This is a genomic window from Pseudoalteromonas sp. ABV4_021 (genome assembly GCF_056159365.1).
The window spans coordinates 1,143,565-1,160,804 of the sequence record NZ_JBSWVB010000001.1; the positions used below are offsets into that span (position 1 = coordinate 1,143,565).

A 17,240-nucleotide genomic window follows, 5' to 3' on the forward strand; every position below is an offset into this window, starting at 1 on the left:
GCACCTTAAAAGCCGTTTGATTTTGTTACTTGGTTGTTGTTTTAATAAGCAGTTAACTGTTTGATACAAGATATTTTTTATATCGCTACTATACTTATAGAAACAGCAAAAGGAGGAATAGAATGAAAGACAGTTACGACAATTATTTAAAGCGCTTTCAACAGTGGTTACAGGATGTAAACGATCACGAGCTTAAAAGCTTTCAAAAAGCCTTCTATGACTTTCAAAAAGAGCTGGCAGCCCTTGGCAAATATTCAAAAGAGCAAATAGAAGATTACAGTTATTACGTAAAACGTGATATTGAGGAGTTTAATCGGCTCAGAAAAGAACACAAAGAAAACGACTTCGCAAATGAAGAGTTTAATGAAGAATGGTGGTTAGCGCTGTCACATTTAGTTGATAAAACCCAATTAGAATGGTCATTATTACTCGATGATTTTGAGCACAATGGTGTTTACAAACAAGGCGAGTGGGTATCGTTTGGCGAGTTTCAATGTAAAGCCTGTGGCGAAGTGAAACACATCACGCATCCCAGCCAATTAAGCGCGTGTATTGAGTGTGATGCCATTGAGTTTCATCGTATCGCCAGCGCGCCATAAATATTTTAATTTTCTGATGTTATTTTTTAAGGACTTAAGTAGACTCACACAAAAGCTATAGCGAGCAAGCGCTAATAAGGACGGTAGTATTATGAAAATTGGCGAACAGAATAAACTTGGTGTTGATGTACTTGCACCGCAAATAGAATTGCACGCAATAGAAACTTGCATGGCGCAAGCATATCCTGATGAATACACAATTATTGGACAAAAGCGTGCACAAAGTGCCATTGATTTTGCGCTAGGAATGGAGCTGCCAGGTTACAATATTTACGTGATGGGTGAACCGGCACTAGGCCGTTTTACCATGGTGCAAGAAAAACTAGCTGCGCAAAGTCGCACCAAACAAACCCCACCAGATTGGCTTTACTTAAACAACTTTGACGAACACCGTCAGCCAAGTGCGATTTTTATGGCTGCAGGCGAAGGTAAGCTATTTAGTGATGATATTGATTCATTTATTGACGAGATTTTAGATACCTTTCCAGCCGCATTTGATAACCCCAATTATCAACGTCAAAAGAAAGCAATTGATAGTAGTTTCAACGAGAAATACGATGAAGCGCTCGAGGTCGTAGAAAAAATAGCTAACCAACATAATGTGGCGCTATTTGAAGAGTCGGGCGTGATCAGCTTTGCCCCGGTAATTGATGGTAAGCAGTTAGATGACGCTGAATTTTCAAGCCTTGATGACGAGCAAAAGCAGTACTTTTACGATGTAATATCTCGCTTAGAGAACGCACTTAATGAAGCGCTAATTGAATTGCCAAGATGGAAACGTGAATCATCGGAAAAGCTACGCGAACTAAAGCAAAAAACGGTAGAAACCGCAATAAAACCACTACTAAAAGATTTAGAGCATAAATACACCAGCCATTTAGGCATTGTGAAGTATTTAAAAGACCTTAAAGCTGAACTTATAGACGCAGTATTAGAGTGGCTAGCAGAAGAGAGCGACGAAAACAATAAAGAAGACTTAGATAAGCGCGCAATGCTAACCGAATACATTGCGCCAAACATTTTAGTGAGCCACAAAGAAGAGGGTGCCCCTGTTGTCTATGAGCCAAATCCAACGTTTGGCAATATTTTTGGCAAGGTAGAATACACCTCGCAATCAGGTTCCATTGTTACCAGTTTTCGTTCGATTCAATCGGGCGCGCTGCACCGTGCTAACGGTGGTTACTTAGTGATGGATGCGGAAAAACTGATGGCTAATAGCCAAGTTTGGGACGCACTAAAATTAAGTTTAAAGAGTAAACAAATTAAAACAGATCTTGCCGCACAAGATTCAAGTGTCGGTGCAAGCTTCACGTTAAAACCACAGCTTATTCCGCTAGATGTAAAAATAATTTTACTTGGTTCACGTGATTTGTACTACGTAATGCAAGAGTATGATGATGAGTTTAACGAACTTTTTCGTGTGCTCGCCGATTTTGATTACCATATTCCGGCAACCGATAAATATCAGTTCCAACTGATCAGTCGGGTGCAAAAATACGCGACAGAAACATTAAAAATGTCACTTTCTGCCCATGCGTTTGCAGCGCTTTTGCGCTTTAGCCACCGCCAAGCTGAACACCAACGCAAGCTTTCAGCACGCTTTGCCGATGTAATTGAATTAACCAACGAAGCCGCGTTTTTTGCACGGCAAGATGGTGAAACCACAATTGAAGCGGCGCATATAGACGAAGCGGTTGCTGGTAAACAATATCGTACAGGCCAAATAAGCGAATCCTTTATGACTGAGATTAAAGAAGGTCACGTGCTTATACAGACCGAAGGTACGCAAGTGGGCTGTGTTAATGGCTTAACTGTTTTGCATATTGGTGATACCAGCTTTGGTACGCCTGCGCGTATTACCGCGACTGTCTACGCTGGTAGTGATGGCATTGTTGATATTGAACGTGAAGCTGATCTTGGTAAATCAATTCACAGTAAAGGCGTAATGTTACTTACGGGGTATTTAGGTAATAAATACGCGCAAGATTTTGCCCTTACGTTGAGCGCCAATATTGCCATAGAACAAAGTTATGGTTCGATTGATGGTGATAGTGCATCACTTGCTGAGTTGTGCGCATTGGTTTCAGCCATCACACGTTTACCGATTAATCAAGGTATTGCGCTTACTGGCTCGATAAACCAGCACGGTGAAGTGCAGGCAATTGGCGGCGTGAATGAAAAGATTGAAGGCTTCTTTAAACTCTGCCAGATGCGTGGTTTAAATGGAGCACAGGGCGTGATTGTGCCGCAATCTAATGTGCATAATTTAGTGCTTAATGCACAAGTGCTGGAAGCGGTTGAAAAAGGGCTGTTTAGTATTTATGCGGTAAGTACGGTCGATCAGGCGTTTGAAATTTTACTGGGTAAACAAGCTGGCGAACTCTCTGCCAAAGGCACTTATGGTAAGGACACAATTCACGACTTGGCGCTACGTCGTTTAAGCCATTTTGCTGAAGTGATTAATGGCGGTGTTGAAGAATAAACACGTAAGCTAATAAACCGATAAAAGCAGCGGAATCGCTGCTTTTTTATTTTAAGTACTGCTGAAGCTTGTCTAACAACAACGTTTTTTCTATTGGTTTTCCAATCCAGTCATTACATCCAATCTCGTGATAGCTTTGAATATCCGACTGCATAATATTCGCGGTGAGCGCGATGATTGGCGTGCTGGTATCGTTTTCTCTGATTTTGGTGGTTGCGGTTTTGCCATCCATAACCGGCATTTGCATATCCATTAAAATTAAATCAAATGAATCGCTTATAGCTTCTAATGCTTGTAAACCATTGTTCACTATTGTTAGCTGCGCTTTGGTTGGCTGTAACATTGCCTTAACTAATACTTGGTTAATAGGGTTGTCCTCAACTAGCAATAAGCGCTTTTCGCTGAGGTTGATAATCTCTTCGGCTTGCGCGTTTTGATTTTGTTCATCCTCTTTGGCTCTTGTTAGTGGAATTCTGATGGTAAAATTTGTGCCTTTATTTAATTCACTCGTAACATTAATGGAGCCACTCATCAGTTTTATTAACGATTGTGCGATTGGCATGCCAAGGCCTGTGCCACCGTACTTACGGGTAATGGAATCGTCAGCTTGCTCAAAACGTAGGTACAGTTTATCAATGCTTTTTTCACTCATACCAATGCCAGTGTCATTAACTAAAAATGTGATAAGTGGTTTATTGGTATTTGGCAAAATAGACAGAGTAACACTGCCTTGTTGGGTAAATTTAATCGCATTAGAGCAGATATTCAGCAGTACTTGCTTAATACGTGTTGGGTCGCCAATCCATAGGTCGTGCTCTACCTGATTTAAAATATTAAACGCGATGTTTTTTACCAGCGCAGTTTGGACCAAATCTGCATGTAAATTAGCGAGTAGTTCACTAAGTTTAAATGGTGTGCGCTCTAACGATAATTTACCGGCTTCAATTTTTGAAAAATCAAGAATATCGTTTACCACCGTCATTAATGCTTTTGTTGAATCGAGCGCATCTTTGACATAGCCGTTTGCTACTTTATTGAGTCGCAATTCATGTAACAGTTGTAAATTACCGTACACACCGTTCATTGGTGTGCGTATTTCATGGCTGGTGTTGGCCAAAAAGGCACTTTTCGCATTGTTGGCACTTTCGGCGACTTCTTTCGCGTGCTTTATTAAACGCTCTTGCTCTTTGCGCTCGGTAATATCGCGTATTACGCCTACAAAGTGGTGTTCTTCGTCGAGTAAAAGGTGGCTAATCGTTAATTCAATAGGAAACTCATCGCCATTTTTACGTTTTGCAATTAAATCACGATTTTTACCAATAGCTGAAGGGGAGTGCTTTACGCGATAGTTGGTAACAAACTCGTCGTGCGTTTCTGCAAACTCGCTATTCATTAGCAAGGTAACATTTTTGCCAAGTACCTCACGTGATTGCCAACCAAACATGGATTCGGCACTTGTGGAGAAGAGTTTAATATGGCCTTTTTGGTTAATCACTATAATTGCATCAGAGAGGCTAGCAAGTACCGCAGCCTGCTGTCGTTCGCTGATTGCGATACGTTTATTTGCACTATCGAGAGAGGCTTGTGTGGCTTTCTCTTGCTGCAATAAAGTTTCATTAGAGCTTTGTAATTGACGAAATAAATATCGCTCATTTTGCAGTGCAAACCATAATGCCACGCCATACGCTAATAGCCTCAGTAAGTGCCATCCCCACCATGAAACATCCCATAAGAACGATTGCTGAAACATGATAGCGGCAAAGCCAAACATTGAGCAGTGCAAAATAAACAGTAAGTCGTCACTTTTCTTAAATTGCTTATAAACAAAGAAAAGCTTGATTGCGGCGAATAACAAGGCAATGCCACCAAACATATTCATAAAGGTGGCTAATGAGGTAAAGCGTTGTTGCTGCACCATAATCGGTACTTGTTGCGCAAAGATGATCGAAACTGCAGAAATAATGAGGCTTAACAACAAAACCATAAAGACAAAACGTGTGCTGATGGCTTTTGTAAATTTCGGCTTAAGCAATACTAATGCAAAGAGTAGCCCGCCAAAAAATGTGGCTAACGAATGTAACCAAACAAATAAGTTACCCGGTTTGACTAAAGCATGGGCAATATCGAATATACCCATTGCGCCAATTGCCGCAGCAATAACTAAATTAAAGGTAGTACCGCGTTTACTTTGTTCCAAATTGATTAATAGAAAACACACTAATAGCGCAATAACGCCACCGATTACTTCCACTGCACTGTGAAATGGAATATGTTGCCAGCGCCATTGAGACAAGGTGGTCTTTGCTAGGGCAAAGGTTAATAGATGAATAAATGCGCTCAGCAAAATCGTAATGACGATGGTTTTACTAAAGCGCAATGGCGAATTGGGCGGTTTAAGCAAACGTGTGCCTTAAGTATCTGACAAAAAAGGTAACACATTAAATTTAGACGTCATCGCGTGATAACACAATAACGTCGTCACCGATTATGGCATGCTCTTTTGTTTTTGCCTTTGGGTAATTAAACTTACTATAAAACAAAGCAGTAGAGCGATGTATAACGCACGGTCGCCATACTGGCTGTAAAATGTTTTACCAGTGGTGAGTGGCAGAGTAAAACGCTCTAACGCCGCTTCAAATTGGGGTAAATATTGTCCGTGTTTGGCGATTGGGTCGTACACGCCGCTCACGCCGTTGTTGGTAACACGAACCAAGGGCATACCCAATTCAAGGGCACGCATGCGTGCGATTTGCATATGCTGGTGGGGGCCGTGAGAATTACCAAACCATGCATCATTACTTACCGTAAATAAAATATCAGAATCTTGCTGATAGTTACCACGCACTAAGCTACTAAATGCAATTTCATAACAAATCGCAGGTAACACATGATAACCATTAGCGATTAAATTAGCTTGCTTCGCTTCGCCTCTAGTGAACGAAGAGTGGTCAAGGTCAAACAGCGGCGCAATCGGTCTTAATATTTCTTCAAACGGTACAAACTCACCAATGGGTAGTAATTGGTGCTTGCTATAGCGATTGTGATGCAAGTAACGGTAATGGCCCTGTTGATCATAAGCATGCTTTTTACCTACTACAATTAAGTTGTTATAAACCGTTTTTGTACCGAGTTGATAATCAATAATGCCGGTAATAAGCGCAGTGTTATTAAATGCCGCAGCTTTATCAAGATTAGCAAGGTAATCGTCTACTAATACTTCAATTTCAGGAATAGCCGCTTCGGGCCAAACGATTAGGTCAGCCTGCCAATTTGGGCGAGTCATATCTTGATATTTCGCCATGGTTGGCCAGAAATTTTCAGGCGCGAAGCGTAGCTCTTGTTTGATATTGCCTTGCACCAGTACAACATCGATCGATTTGTCTCGGTAGCTTACTGAAGGTGAAAAATGCGCTAAACCGAGTGCTAAAAAAAGCACAGCTGAAATCACAACTGTTGGCTTAAAACTGCGTTGGCTCAGTGCGTAAATAGCAAAACCCAGCAATAAACTCACAACAGTTAATCCTGTTTCACCTATCCAAGGGGCAAGGCTATTAAGTGGACTGTCTGTTAGCGTATAGCCAAAACTTAACCATGGAAAGCCTGTGAGCAACGTACCGCGCAAGTATTCCATCAAGATAAATAATGGAATAAAAAGTGCCAAATACGTTATAGATAAGGTGTTTTTGTTACTGAATTTATGGCTAAGCCAGCAGGTAAGGGTTGGGTATAGCGAAAGGTACGAAACCAATGTCAACATCAACAACAGTGATGCAATTAGCGGTAAGCCACCAAACTCTGCAATGGATACGTGCACCCAACTTATGCCCGCACCAAACCAACCTAGGCCAAAAATAAAACCATGGCTAGCAGCCGTTTTAGCGCTGACATTTCGATTAAGGTAAAACAGGGTGGCAATAGCAAAGGGCGCGATTGGCCAAAGATTAAAAGGTGAGTAACTAAATACCATTAAAATGCCGGCGATAAGCGCCAGCATTTTGTTTTTCATTGATGATGGGATCACGTTTAATTATCTGTTGATTCGTCTTCGTTGGTATCATCACTTTTTGGTAATGTAACCTGTACTTGAAGAATTCGGCGACTATCTGCGTTGGTGATTTTAAATTGAATTCCATCAATTTCAATGGTTTCACCGCGAGATGGCATATGGCCAAAGGCATGCAAAATAATACCACCTATGGTGCCGGCTTCATCGGTATCGAAGTAAGTCGAAAAGTGCTGATTAAAATCTTCAAGTGGCGTAAGCGCTTGTACTAAATATACATGCTTTGCAACTTGACGAATATCTTGTGTTTCTTCTTCTTCGTCGTGCTCATCTTCAATTTCACCAACGATGATTTCAAGAATATCTTCGATGGTAACAAGCCCAGAAACACCACCGTATTCATCAATTACAATCGCCATATGATAGCGTTGCTGACGAAACTCGTTGAGCAGGGTATCTACACGTTTACTTTCTGGCACAACCACAGCTGGGCGTAAATAATCGCGAAGTGGTGGGTGCTCTTCTTGATTTTTTAAAATAAGCGGTAATAAATCTTTAGCGAGTAAGATGCCTTCTACATGATCTTTATCTTCGCACACCACTGGAAAACGTGAGTGCGATGATTCAACCATAACTGGCAACAATTCGGCAATTGTTTGTTCTACATCCAGTGTAATCATTTGCGAGCGAGGGATCATAATATCGCGAACTTTCAGTTCAGATACGCCCAAAACACCTTTCATCATGTCTTTGGTTTCTGGGTCAATAAGATCTCTTTCTTCAGCGTCGATAATAACTTCGACTAACTGCTCTTTATTCTGGGGTTCCCCTTGTAACATTTGGGAGATTTTGTCTAACCAAGTTTTACCAGAAGAACCCTGACTAGATTGCGAATTTTCGTCGCTCATAAGCGCTTTATTAGCTCCATTTATATAAAAATTAAGGATTAATTATTGGCTAATCCAAGCCTGTTATACCAAATTTAGTTTGAATTTCAAAAACAAAATTAGTCACGATAAGGATCGTCGATATTTAAATCAGCAAGTAACTGTTTTTCTAACGATTCCATCTCTAATGCTTCTTCACTATCTATATGGTCATAGCCCATCAAATGCAAGCAGCCATGCACTACCATATGCGCAAAATGATCATGAAATGCTTTTTCTTGCTCGATAGATTCTTGTAACACCACTTCAGGGCAAATAATTAAATCACCAATTAATGGCAGCTCAATGCCTGGTGGTGCCTCAAACGGAAAACTCAGCACGTTTGTTGGCTTATCTTTACCGCGATATTCGTGGTTAAGTTGTTGGCTTTCGTTTGCGTCGCTAATGCGAATGGTTAATTCGGCATCGGGCTTTAAATTTGCCAGCGCTTTATTTGCCCAAAGTTCAAATTGCTCGAATGTTGGCAAGTTGTCATATTCATGGGCGATTTGTAAATCCAGTTCTATCATGTTGCGCCTGACTCATTTTGCGCATTGGCTTTATCAAGCTCTTGCTGCTTTTTCTTTTCGATTTTCTTTAAGCGTTCCACTTCATCGTGTTTTTCGTACGCTTCTACAACCGCTGCAACAACAGGGTGGCGAACAACATCGTGTGACTTAAAGAAGTTAAAGCTAATCGCTTCTACATCGTTTAATACTTCAATGGCGTGACGCAGCCCTGAGCGCGCACCACGGGGTAAATCGACCTGCGTAATGTCGCCAGTAATCACCGCCTTTGAGTTAAAACCAATACGTGTTAAGAACATTTTCATTTGTTCAACGGTGGTGTTTTGGCTTTCATCCAAAATGATAAAAGCATCGTTTAAAGTACGACCACGCATGTAGGCAAGCGGGGCAACTTCAATCACATTCTTCTCGATTAAACGCTCAACACGTTCGAAACCTAACATTTCAAAAAGTGCATCATAAAGTGGGCGTAGGTACGGGTCGACTTTTTGGCTTAAATCACCCGGTAAAAAGCCCAGTTTTTCACCTGCTTCTACCGCAGGACGAGTAAGCAAAATACGGCGAATTTCTTGACGTTCAAGTGCATCTACTGCTGCAGCCACTGCCAAATAGGTTTTACCTGTTCCTGCTGGGCCAATACCAAAAGCAATATCATGCAACAGGACGTTTTTAATATAGGTTGCTTGGTTTGGGTTACGAGGCTTTACAACGCCGCGACGGGTTTTGATAACAAGCTCGTCACGATATAAGTCATCGTCTTGTTCGAGTACTGTGGTTTCTTGAATCGTTAAATGCACCAGATCAGGTTCGATATCTTTGCTGATACCTTTAACTGGCTGCGTTTCGATGTAGAGATTTTTAATAATCTCAGTTGCCGCAATCACATTATGTGCGCTGCCGGTGATTTTAAAGTGGTTTTCACGATGGGCTATTTCCACTCCAAGTCGACGTTCGATTTGTTTTATATTTTCGTCGAATGGGCCACAAAGTGATGCTAGACGTTTATTGTCTGAGGGTTCGAGGTAAGTTTCTAACGTTTTTAACTGGTTACTCAAAATGGGTTCCTTGATTGGTGTGGCATACGCCACACCAAATTAACATTTAGGGTGTAAATGTTGCTACACCCAGTTCATTCGCTTCTTGGCTTTGTGCTTTACCTAAAATATCGCTTGGTGCTACGTCTTTACGCAGATCCATTTCAGCTTCAGTGCGAATTAACTCACCACGCAGTGAGTTCGGTAAGGCTTCGGTAATTTTTACATCAACAAATTGACCAATTACAGAGTGTGGGCCTTCGAAGTTAACTACGCGGTTGTTCTCAGTACGACCACGAAGTTCCATTGGATTCTTTTTCGATGGACCTTCAACTAAAATACGTTGCTCAGTAGCAAACATTTTACGGCTGATATCTTGCGCCATTTGCGTAATACGATTTTGTAAAATGTATAAACGCCCTTTCTTTTCAGACTCTGGTACATCATCAGGTAAGTCCGCGGCTGGCGTACCAGGGCGTGCACTGTAGATAAAGCTAAAGCTCATATCAAAACCAATATCATTGATAAGGTTCATCGTCGCTTCAAAATCTGCTTTCGACTCGCCTGGGAAACCAATAATAAAGTCAGAGCTCATACTTAGGTTAGGGCGGATCTTACGTAACTTACGAATGGTTGATTTGTATTCAAGCGCCGTATGACCGCGCTTCATTAACGCAAGAACTCGGTCAGAGCCACTTTGTACAGGTAAGTGTAAGTGGTCAACAAGCTCAGGCACATCAGCATAGGCTTCAATGATGTCAGGTGTGAATTCTACTGGGTGAGAAGTCGTATAACGAATACGGTCGATACCATCAATTGCCGCTACATAGCGCAGTAAATCTGAGAAATAACAAATTTCACCATCGTGCGTTTCACCACGATATGCATTTACGTTTTGGCCTAGCAGGTTTACTTCACGTACGCCTTGCTCGGCAAGTTGTGCAACTTCAAGTAATACGTCATCAAGTGGACGGCTTACTTCTTCACCTCGCGTGTATGGTACAACGCAGAACGTACAGTACTTAGAACAACCTTCCATAATCGATACGAACGCGCTTGGGCCTTCAGCTTTTGGCTCAGGTAAACGATCGAATTTTTCGATTTCAGGGAATGAGATATCAATTACAGAGCCGCTTTCTTCTTGCACTTGTTTGATCATTTCAGGAAGACGGTGCAATGTTTGTGGACCAAAAACAATGTCTACGAAAGGTGCACGTTGGCGAATTGTGTCGCCTTCTTGTGATGCTACGCAACCACCTACACCAATCACAAGCTTAGGGTTGTCATCTTTTAACAGTTTCCAACGGCCCAACTGGTGAAATACTTTTTCTTGTGCTTTTTCACGAATCGAACACGTATTTAGAAGAATAACATCTGCATTTTCTGCTTCTTCAGTTAATTCATAACCATTGCTAGCATCTAATAGGTCTGCCATTTTTTGCGAGTCGTACTCGTTCATTTGACAGCCCCATGTTTTGATATGCAGCTTTTTACCCATGTTTTCGTGCCTCAACAAATTACTTACAGCTTAAAGGACGCGTATTTTATCCTTAAGCGTAGGTGGATTCAAATATGTTTGCAAAATCATCAGTGCTTATTTGGAAAAACAATTTATGAGTTAAATTTAACGCGATTTTTCTTAAAAAATATGAATCAAAATCAAACTTTTGTTAGGGGCTTACGTTAGAATAGGTGGCATATCAATCTGAAGGATTATGTCTTATGAGTTTATCTATTTGTATTGTCGGTGGCGGCATGGTGGGCGCAGCGGCTGCTGTGGCGCTTGCAAAACAAGGTCACACCATAACGTTAGTGGAAAATAAACCAATAGATGCCGTAAAAACACTCGAAGATGAACAAATTGATATTCGCGTGTCTGCACTTAATCTTTTCTCTGAAAATCTGTTGCAAGACTTAGGCGCATGGCAATATGTTAAGGCTGCGCGCAATGTACAATATAATCGTTTGAGTGTACAAGATCATCATCAAGCACCCTTGGTATTTTCCAATGAAGAAATTGGCGAGACTCATCTTGGACACATTATTGAAAATAGTATTATTCAGGCGAGTATCTGGCGTGCGTTTACTGATTTAGCGATTTCAGTAAAAAGTGATTTAGGCCCGTTAGAGGGCATACTTGAACATAGTAACACCGTGAGTGTGTGTTTTTCATCACAGACGATAGACGCTGATTTAGTGATTGTTGCTGACGGTGCACGCTCTAAAACACGAGAGCTGTTAGGTATTGGCACTACCGGCTGGCAATATCAACAAGCCTGTATGGGTGTGTTAATAAAGCTAGATGCACACGAGCAAGACATTACATGGCAAGAGTTCCAACCAACGGGTCCTGTTGCATTTTTGCCGATGCAGGCACCTTATGCGAATTTAATTTGGTATAACCACGAAGATACACTGAATAAGCTAGCAACTGGCAGTAAAGAGTCACTTAAAAACGCGATTTTGACGCATTACCCTGAGTTACCGGGGGATTTTGAGATTTTAAACACAGCGGTATTCCCGTTAACACGCCAACATGCAAATAATTACAGCAAAGGACGATGTGTATTAGTCGGCGATGCAGCACATGCAATTAATCCGCTTGCAGGGCAGGGCGTAAATCTAGGTTTTAAAGATGTGGCACAATTAGCTAGCAGTTTATCAAAAGAAGCTGATGTATTGAGTGCGTTAAAAGACTATGAGAAAAAACGACGTTTGCCCAATCTTGCTATGATGAGCATGATGGATGCGTGTTATTTTGCATTTTCTAATGAATTAACACCGTTAAAGCTATTGCGACAGGTTGCTATCGCCGGACTCAATAAAGTCAGTCCGATAAAAAGTCAGATGCTAAAATACGCGGTAGGCCATTATTTATAGTGGCCTTTTTTATGCTTTTTGTTTGTTAGATTCGATGAGTTATGTAGAGGCACTAGCAAGTAAATTCTCTTTTGACGAAATCTAACTAAACGTTTTAGTCACACTTAGTTTGGTGTATTACTTTTTACACCCTAGAAAGTAACATTCGTTATGGTTATGAGTATTTCCTTAGCCTAGCTGAAAGAACTATTGGACTAAATATTGTAAGAGTCTAGCTTGCGATAAAAGCTTGTTTAGAGAAGTCCGCTTACCCCCAAATCTCATTCATCTAACGTTGCGTATGATCATAATCTCAAAAAATAGGTATTTAGCACAACGTTATTAATCTAATTAAAACTGAATAGTTTGGGTCAGGAGTAAACGTTGATTATCAACACTAGACAGTTAACAGGATAGCGTTAGCTTTTGATAACAGAGATAACAGAGATAACAGAGATAACAGAGATAACAGAGATAACAGAGATAACAGAGATAACAGAGATAACAGAGATAACAGAGATAACAGAGATAGCAGAGGAAGTATAATTGAAAAATGGTGCGGAAGGAGAGACTTGAACTCTCACATCCGAAGATACTGGAACCTAAATCCAGCGCGTCTACCAATTCCGCCACTCCCGCACATGGGTATTTTTCAACAGATAAACTGTTTTGGTAGTCATGTTAAAAAAACATGGTGGCTACGCCCTGATTTGAACAGGGGACCCCATCATTATGAGTGATGTGCTCTAACCAGCTGAGCTACGTAGCCAATGGCTGGAGTACCAGGATTTGAACCTGGGAATGGCGGGATCAAAACCCGCTGCCTTACCGCTTGGCGATACTCCAACGAATACTCTTTCGAGTAAGTGATTAGTTTAGTTCTTATCGAGAACATGGTGCGGAAGGAGAGACTTGAACTCTCACATCCGAAGATACTGGAACCTAAATCCAGCGCGTCTACCAATTCCGCCACTCCCGCATATTGCTTAAGCACATTTGGAACCTAAATCCAGGGTCTATTTCAAGACATCTGTCAATTCCATCACTTTCGCATAGGGCTTCTCTAAGAAAGATGGCTGGAGTACCAGGATTTGAACCTGGGAATGGCGGGATCAAAACCCGCTGCCTTACCGCTTGGCGATACTCCAACGATTACTCTTTCGAGAAAGTGATTAGTTTAGTTCTTATCGAGAACATGGTGCGGAAGGAGAGACTTGAACTCTCACATCCGAAGATACTGGAACCTAAATCCAGCGCGTCTACCAATTCCGCCACTCCCGCACAGGGTATCTCTAGAAGAGATGGCTGGAGTACCAGGATTTGAACCTGGGAATGGCGGGATCAAAACCCGCTGCCTTACCGCTTGGCGATACTCCAGCAATGGTAGTAGATAGTTTTAGTTCCTATCAGAACATGGTGCGGAAGGAGAGACTTGAACTCTCACATCCGAAGATACTGGAACCTAAATCCAGCGCGTCTACCAATTCCGCCACTCCCGCATATCGCTAAAGTAATTTTGGAACCTAAATCCAGCGTCTAATTCAAAACGTTGGCCAACTCCTCAACTTTCGCATACTTAAACAAAACTATGGTAGCATGTTTTAAAACATGGTGGCTACGCCCTGATTTGAACAGGGGACCCCATCATTATGAGTGATGTGCTCTAACCAGCTGAGCTACGTAGCCATGTTTTGTTCGTTGTCATCATCGCTGATGCGGGGCGTATTATGCTGATTACCCCCAAATCCGTCAACACCTTTTTTTCAAAAAAATGAATATTCCGAGTTGTTTGCGTTTTTTTTATTCGAACTGAACAAAAAACCGCAAAACAGAAGGTTGTTTAAGTTAAATATTATACAAAGGGTACTGCTGGAATTTAAATATTTAAAAGCCTTTGTTCATTTTTACTTGCGGATGCTGTGTATTTTATTGCGTTAAGTAGTGAAAATAGTAACGTTAAGAAATATTGCTAGATTAACTTTTAAGCATATCTAAATATCAAAGTGGCATTATCATCAACCGTAAGTTTGTCAGTGATGCAAGTCTGGATAACGAATGTATTTCTAGCATTGTTGTAGCACATTTTCGCTTTAGATTTACATGTAATAGACGCGTACTTTTGTTTCACGAAAATGAGCCTTACATTAAGCAAAACCTTTGATTGCAGTAAAAACCGGTTTTCTAAGTTTAGGTGCTTTACTATTTTGAATATACACCTGAAGTTGAGTTGAACAAATTAATCTGGGTTTGTGAAATGGATAAATTAGGATTTGTTTCAGATAAGCATGCTTAGTTTACGCTTAGTTGATGAGTGAATATTTGAATTTAGTATTAAAACTGTCTTGCGTGCTCTAGCATGGATCAGTAGAAAGAAAAAAGGCCCGCAAATGCGAGCCTTTTCAAACACTATTTTCTTATACGTTAAACAAGAAGTTCATTACATCGCCGTCTTTAACAATGTATTCTTTACCTTCTTGACGCATTTTACCTGCTTCTTTAGCGCCTGATTCGCCCTTGAACTCAACATAGTCATCAAAGCCGATGGTTTGTGCACGAATAAAGCCGCGTTCAAAGTCAGTGTGGATTTTACCTGCTGCTTGCGGCGCAGTTGCACCGACAGGAATAGTCCATGCACGTACTTCTTTAACACCGGCAGTGAAGTAGGTTTGTAAGTTAAGCAACTCATAGCCCGCGCGAATTACACGGTTTAAACCAGGCTCTTCTAAGCCTAAGTCATCCATAAACTCTTTTTTGTCTTCGTCGTCTAATTCTGAAAGCTCAGCTTCGATTTCAGCACATACAGGTACAACTACCGCATTTTCTTGTGCTGCAATCTCACGCACTTTATCTAAAAATGGGTTATTTTCGAAACCATCGTCATTTACGTTGGCAATGTACATTGTCGGCTTAATAGTTAAGAAGTTGATGTACTGGATTGCTGCTTTTTCTTCTTTTTCGAGCTCTAATGAACGAAGTGTAAGGCCTTCATCTAAGTGCGCTTTCACTTTTTCAAGAACAACTAGTTCGAATTTCGCGTCTTTGTCGCCGCCTTTTGCTTTTTTAGCGTTACGTTGCACTGCACGATCAGCCGCTTCCATATCAGCAAGTACTAATTCAGTGTTGATAACGTCAATATCGTCTGCAGGGTCAATTTGACCTGCAACGTGCACAATGTTTTCATTTTCAAAACAACGTACAACGTGACCAATTGCGTCCGTCTCGCGAATATTTGCAAGGAATTGGTTACCTAAACCTTCACCTTTCGATGCACCTTTTACAAGACCAGCAATATCAACAAATTCCATTGTTGTTGCCAGTACTTTTTGTGGATTTACGATAGCAGCGAGTTGATCTAGGCGTGCATCTGGAACCGCTACCACACCTGTATTTGGTTCGATGGTACAAAATGGAAAGTTTGCAGCTTCGATACCAGCCTGCGTAAGTGCATTAAATAGTGTTGATTTACCTACATTTGGTAGACCAACGATGCCACATTTAAAACCCATAATAATAAACCTTAAACTAAGTTAAACCAGTCTTAAGCGACTGGTTTAAATGTATGTAATCTGTTTTGTGCTTTTAACACACCGTCTTTTGCTAGTATTTCCATGCAGCGAACAGCTTCATCCACCACATCATCAATTAAAGCTTGATCTGCGGCAGGTGCTTTGCCTAGTACCCAGCCAGTGACTTTGTCTTTATGACCTGGGTGACCAATACCAATTCGCAAACGCATAAATTCTTTTTGGTTTGCCATTTTACTAATGATGTCTTTTAGTCCGTTATGGCCGCCGTGTCCACCGCCTTTTTTAATTTTGGCAATACCAGGGTCAAGGTCCATTTCATCGTGTGCGACTAAAATATTTTCAACAGGAATTTTGTAAAAATTGGCTAAACTACTGACCGCTTTACCACTTAAGTTCATAAAAGTAGTTGGTATCAATAATTTGAATTCTTGATTTTGGATAATCACTTTGCCAACTAGGCCGTGATGTTTAGAATCGTGTTTGAGAATGCAGTTGTAACGTTTGGCAAGTTCTTCGATGAACCATGCACCAGCATTATGACGGGTTTTTGCGTATTCGGGGCCTGGATTAGCCAGGCCCACAAGCATTTGAATATTATTCAAGGTGCTAACACCTTAATAATTATTCTGCAGCGTCTTCTGAAGCTTCTTCAGAAGCAGCGCCTTTAGGAGCGTTTAAAGTCACAACAGCTTGGTCGTGATCTGCACCTTTAGCAAGCTCAACTGAAACAACGCCAGCTGGAAGAGCGATATCAGAAAGGTGTACAGTTGCACCAACTTCTAACGCAGCAACGTCAACTTCGATGAACTCAGGAAGTTGTGCTGGAAGACATGTGATTTCGATTTCAGTTACAAGGTGAGCAATAGTGTTACCGCCTTTAGTTGCAGCTTCTTCGTTAAGGAAGTGTACAGGAACCTTAGTGTGGATCTTGTGGTTAGCGTCAACGCGTTGGAAATCTAAGTGCATTACTTTAGGCTTGAACGGGTGACGTTGGATATCTTTAAGGATAGCTTCAACTTTTTCACCGCCAATGTTTAAAGTAAGGATGTGGCTGTAGAAACCTTCATCTTCTTGCGCTTTGATCACTTTGTTGTGAGCAAGAGTAAGAGATACAGCTTCTTTTTCTGCACCGTAAAGAACAGCAGGAACTTTGTCAGCACGGCGTAGGCGGCGGCTCGCACCAGTACCTAAGTCAGAACGTACTTCTGCATCTAATGTGTATAATTCGTTAGACATGAATGTCTCCAATATTTTAATTAAAGTATGTTGAAAGCTTCGCGACC

General features: G+C 41.2%; 12 protein-coding genes and 9 tRNA genes. 3 read left to right on the forward strand and 18 right to left on the reverse strand.

Annotated elements, in window-relative coordinates:
* Window positions 1–122: 122 nt before the first annotated feature.
* Both ACXAFE_RS05480 and ACXAFE_RS05485 read left to right on the forward strand, forming a co-directional pair.
* The gene (locus tag ACXAFE_RS05480) at window positions 123–599 is read left to right on the forward strand and encodes a zinc ribbon-containing protein (protein WP_475149695.1); all 477 of its coding nucleotides are present in this window, start codon (window positions 123–125) and stop codon (window positions 597–599) included.
* 91 nt (window positions 600–690) lie between these two features.
* The gene (locus tag ACXAFE_RS05485) at window positions 691–3,081 is read left to right on the forward strand and encodes a Lon protease family protein (protein WP_475149701.1); all 2,391 of its coding nucleotides are present in this window, start codon (window positions 691–693) and stop codon (window positions 3,079–3,081) included.
* Window positions 3,082–3,127: 46 nt separating this feature from the next.
* Here the strand turns inward: ACXAFE_RS05485 and ACXAFE_RS05490 are convergent, their stop codons facing one another.
* The 6 genes from ACXAFE_RS05490 to miaB form a co-directional block, all read right to left on the reverse strand.
* Window positions 3,128–5,482 (reverse strand): ATP-binding protein, encoded by a 2,355-nt coding sequence (locus tag ACXAFE_RS05490; RefSeq protein ID WP_475149705.1) that lies wholly within the window; start codon window positions 5,480–5,482, stop codon window positions 3,128–3,130.
* 84 nt (window positions 5,483–5,566) lie between these two features.
* Window positions 5,567–7,075: an apolipoprotein N-acyltransferase gene (gene lnt / locus ACXAFE_RS05495; RefSeq protein WP_475153590.1), complete on the reverse strand. Its 1,509-nt coding sequence runs from the start codon at window positions 7,073–7,075 to the stop codon at window positions 5,567–5,569.
* Window positions 7,076–7,104: 29 nt separating this feature from the next.
* Entirely contained in the window at window positions 7,105–7,992 is an 888-nt protein-coding gene (corC, locus tag ACXAFE_RS05500) for a CNNM family magnesium/cobalt transport protein CorC (RefSeq protein ID WP_010560400.1), read from the reverse strand.
* Window positions 7,993–8,090: 98 nt separating this feature from the next.
* Complete coding sequence (gene ybeY / locus ACXAFE_RS05505) at window positions 8,091–8,540, reverse strand: rRNA maturation RNase YbeY (protein WP_475149713.1); 450 nt, start codon at window positions 8,538–8,540, stop codon at window positions 8,091–8,093.
* A complete protein-coding gene (locus ACXAFE_RS05510) occupies window positions 8,537–9,592 on the reverse strand; it encodes a PhoH family protein (protein ID WP_475149718.1) in 1,056 nt (351 codons plus the stop codon). Before ACXAFE_RS05510 ends, ybeY begins: the two co-directional genes overlap by 4 nt.
* A gap of 46 nt (window positions 9,593–9,638) precedes the next feature.
* Complete coding sequence (miaB, locus tag ACXAFE_RS05515) at window positions 9,639–11,069, reverse strand: tRNA (N6-isopentenyl adenosine(37)-C2)-methylthiotransferase MiaB (RefSeq protein ID WP_475149723.1); 1,431 nt, start codon at window positions 11,067–11,069, stop codon at window positions 9,639–9,641.
* 224 nt (window positions 11,070–11,293) lie between these two features.
* Between miaB and ACXAFE_RS05520 the strand changes: the two genes are divergently transcribed.
* Window positions 11,294–12,451 carry an FAD-dependent oxidoreductase gene (locus tag ACXAFE_RS05520; RefSeq protein ID WP_475149728.1) on the forward strand — a complete coding sequence of 386 codons (1,158 nt, stop codon included), beginning with the start codon at window positions 11,294–11,296 and terminating at the stop codon, window positions 12,449–12,451.
* 533 nt (window positions 12,452–12,984) lie between these two features.
* Here ACXAFE_RS05520 and ACXAFE_RS05525 read toward each other — a convergent pair.
* From ACXAFE_RS05525 to ACXAFE_RS05580, 12 genes are all read right to left on the reverse strand, one after another.
* Window positions 12,985–13,069: transfer RNA gene (locus tag ACXAFE_RS05525), tRNA-Leu, on the reverse strand.
* A gap of 53 nt (window positions 13,070–13,122) precedes the next feature.
* Window positions 13,123–13,199: transfer RNA gene (locus tag ACXAFE_RS05530), tRNA-Met, on the reverse strand.
* Window positions 13,200–13,201: 2 nt separating this feature from the next.
* Window positions 13,202–13,276: transfer RNA gene (locus ACXAFE_RS05535), tRNA-Gln, on the reverse strand.
* Window positions 13,277–13,324: 48 nt separating this feature from the next.
* Window positions 13,325–13,409 (reverse strand) — tRNA-Leu (locus ACXAFE_RS05540).
* 94 nt (window positions 13,410–13,503) lie between these two features.
* A tRNA-Gln gene (locus tag ACXAFE_RS05545) sits at window positions 13,504–13,578 on the reverse strand.
* 48 nt (window positions 13,579–13,626) lie between these two features.
* Window positions 13,627–13,711, reverse strand: a tRNA-Leu gene (locus tag ACXAFE_RS05550).
* A gap of 21 nt (window positions 13,712–13,732) precedes the next feature.
* A tRNA-Gln gene (locus ACXAFE_RS05555) sits at window positions 13,733–13,807 on the reverse strand.
* A gap of 37 nt (window positions 13,808–13,844) precedes the next feature.
* A tRNA-Leu gene (locus ACXAFE_RS05560) sits at window positions 13,845–13,929 on the reverse strand.
* A 110-nt stretch (window positions 13,930–14,039) separates the two neighbouring features.
* Window positions 14,040–14,116, reverse strand: a tRNA-Met gene (locus ACXAFE_RS05565).
* A gap of 728 nt (window positions 14,117–14,844) precedes the next feature.
* Complete coding sequence (ychF, locus tag ACXAFE_RS05570; protein ID WP_475149731.1) at window positions 14,845–15,936, reverse strand: redox-regulated ATPase YchF; 1,092 nt, start codon at window positions 15,934–15,936, stop codon at window positions 14,845–14,847.
* Window positions 15,937–15,968: 32 nt separating this feature from the next.
* Window positions 15,969–16,559 (reverse strand): aminoacyl-tRNA hydrolase, encoded by a 591-nt coding sequence (gene pth, locus ACXAFE_RS05575; protein ID WP_475149733.1) that lies wholly within the window; start codon window positions 16,557–16,559, stop codon window positions 15,969–15,971.
* Window positions 16,560–16,578: 19 nt separating this feature from the next.
* Complete coding sequence (locus ACXAFE_RS05580; RefSeq protein WP_475149736.1) at window positions 16,579–17,193, reverse strand: 50S ribosomal protein L25/general stress protein Ctc; 615 nt, start codon at window positions 17,191–17,193, stop codon at window positions 16,579–16,581.
* Between the last annotated feature and the right edge of the window lie 47 nt (window positions 17,194–17,240).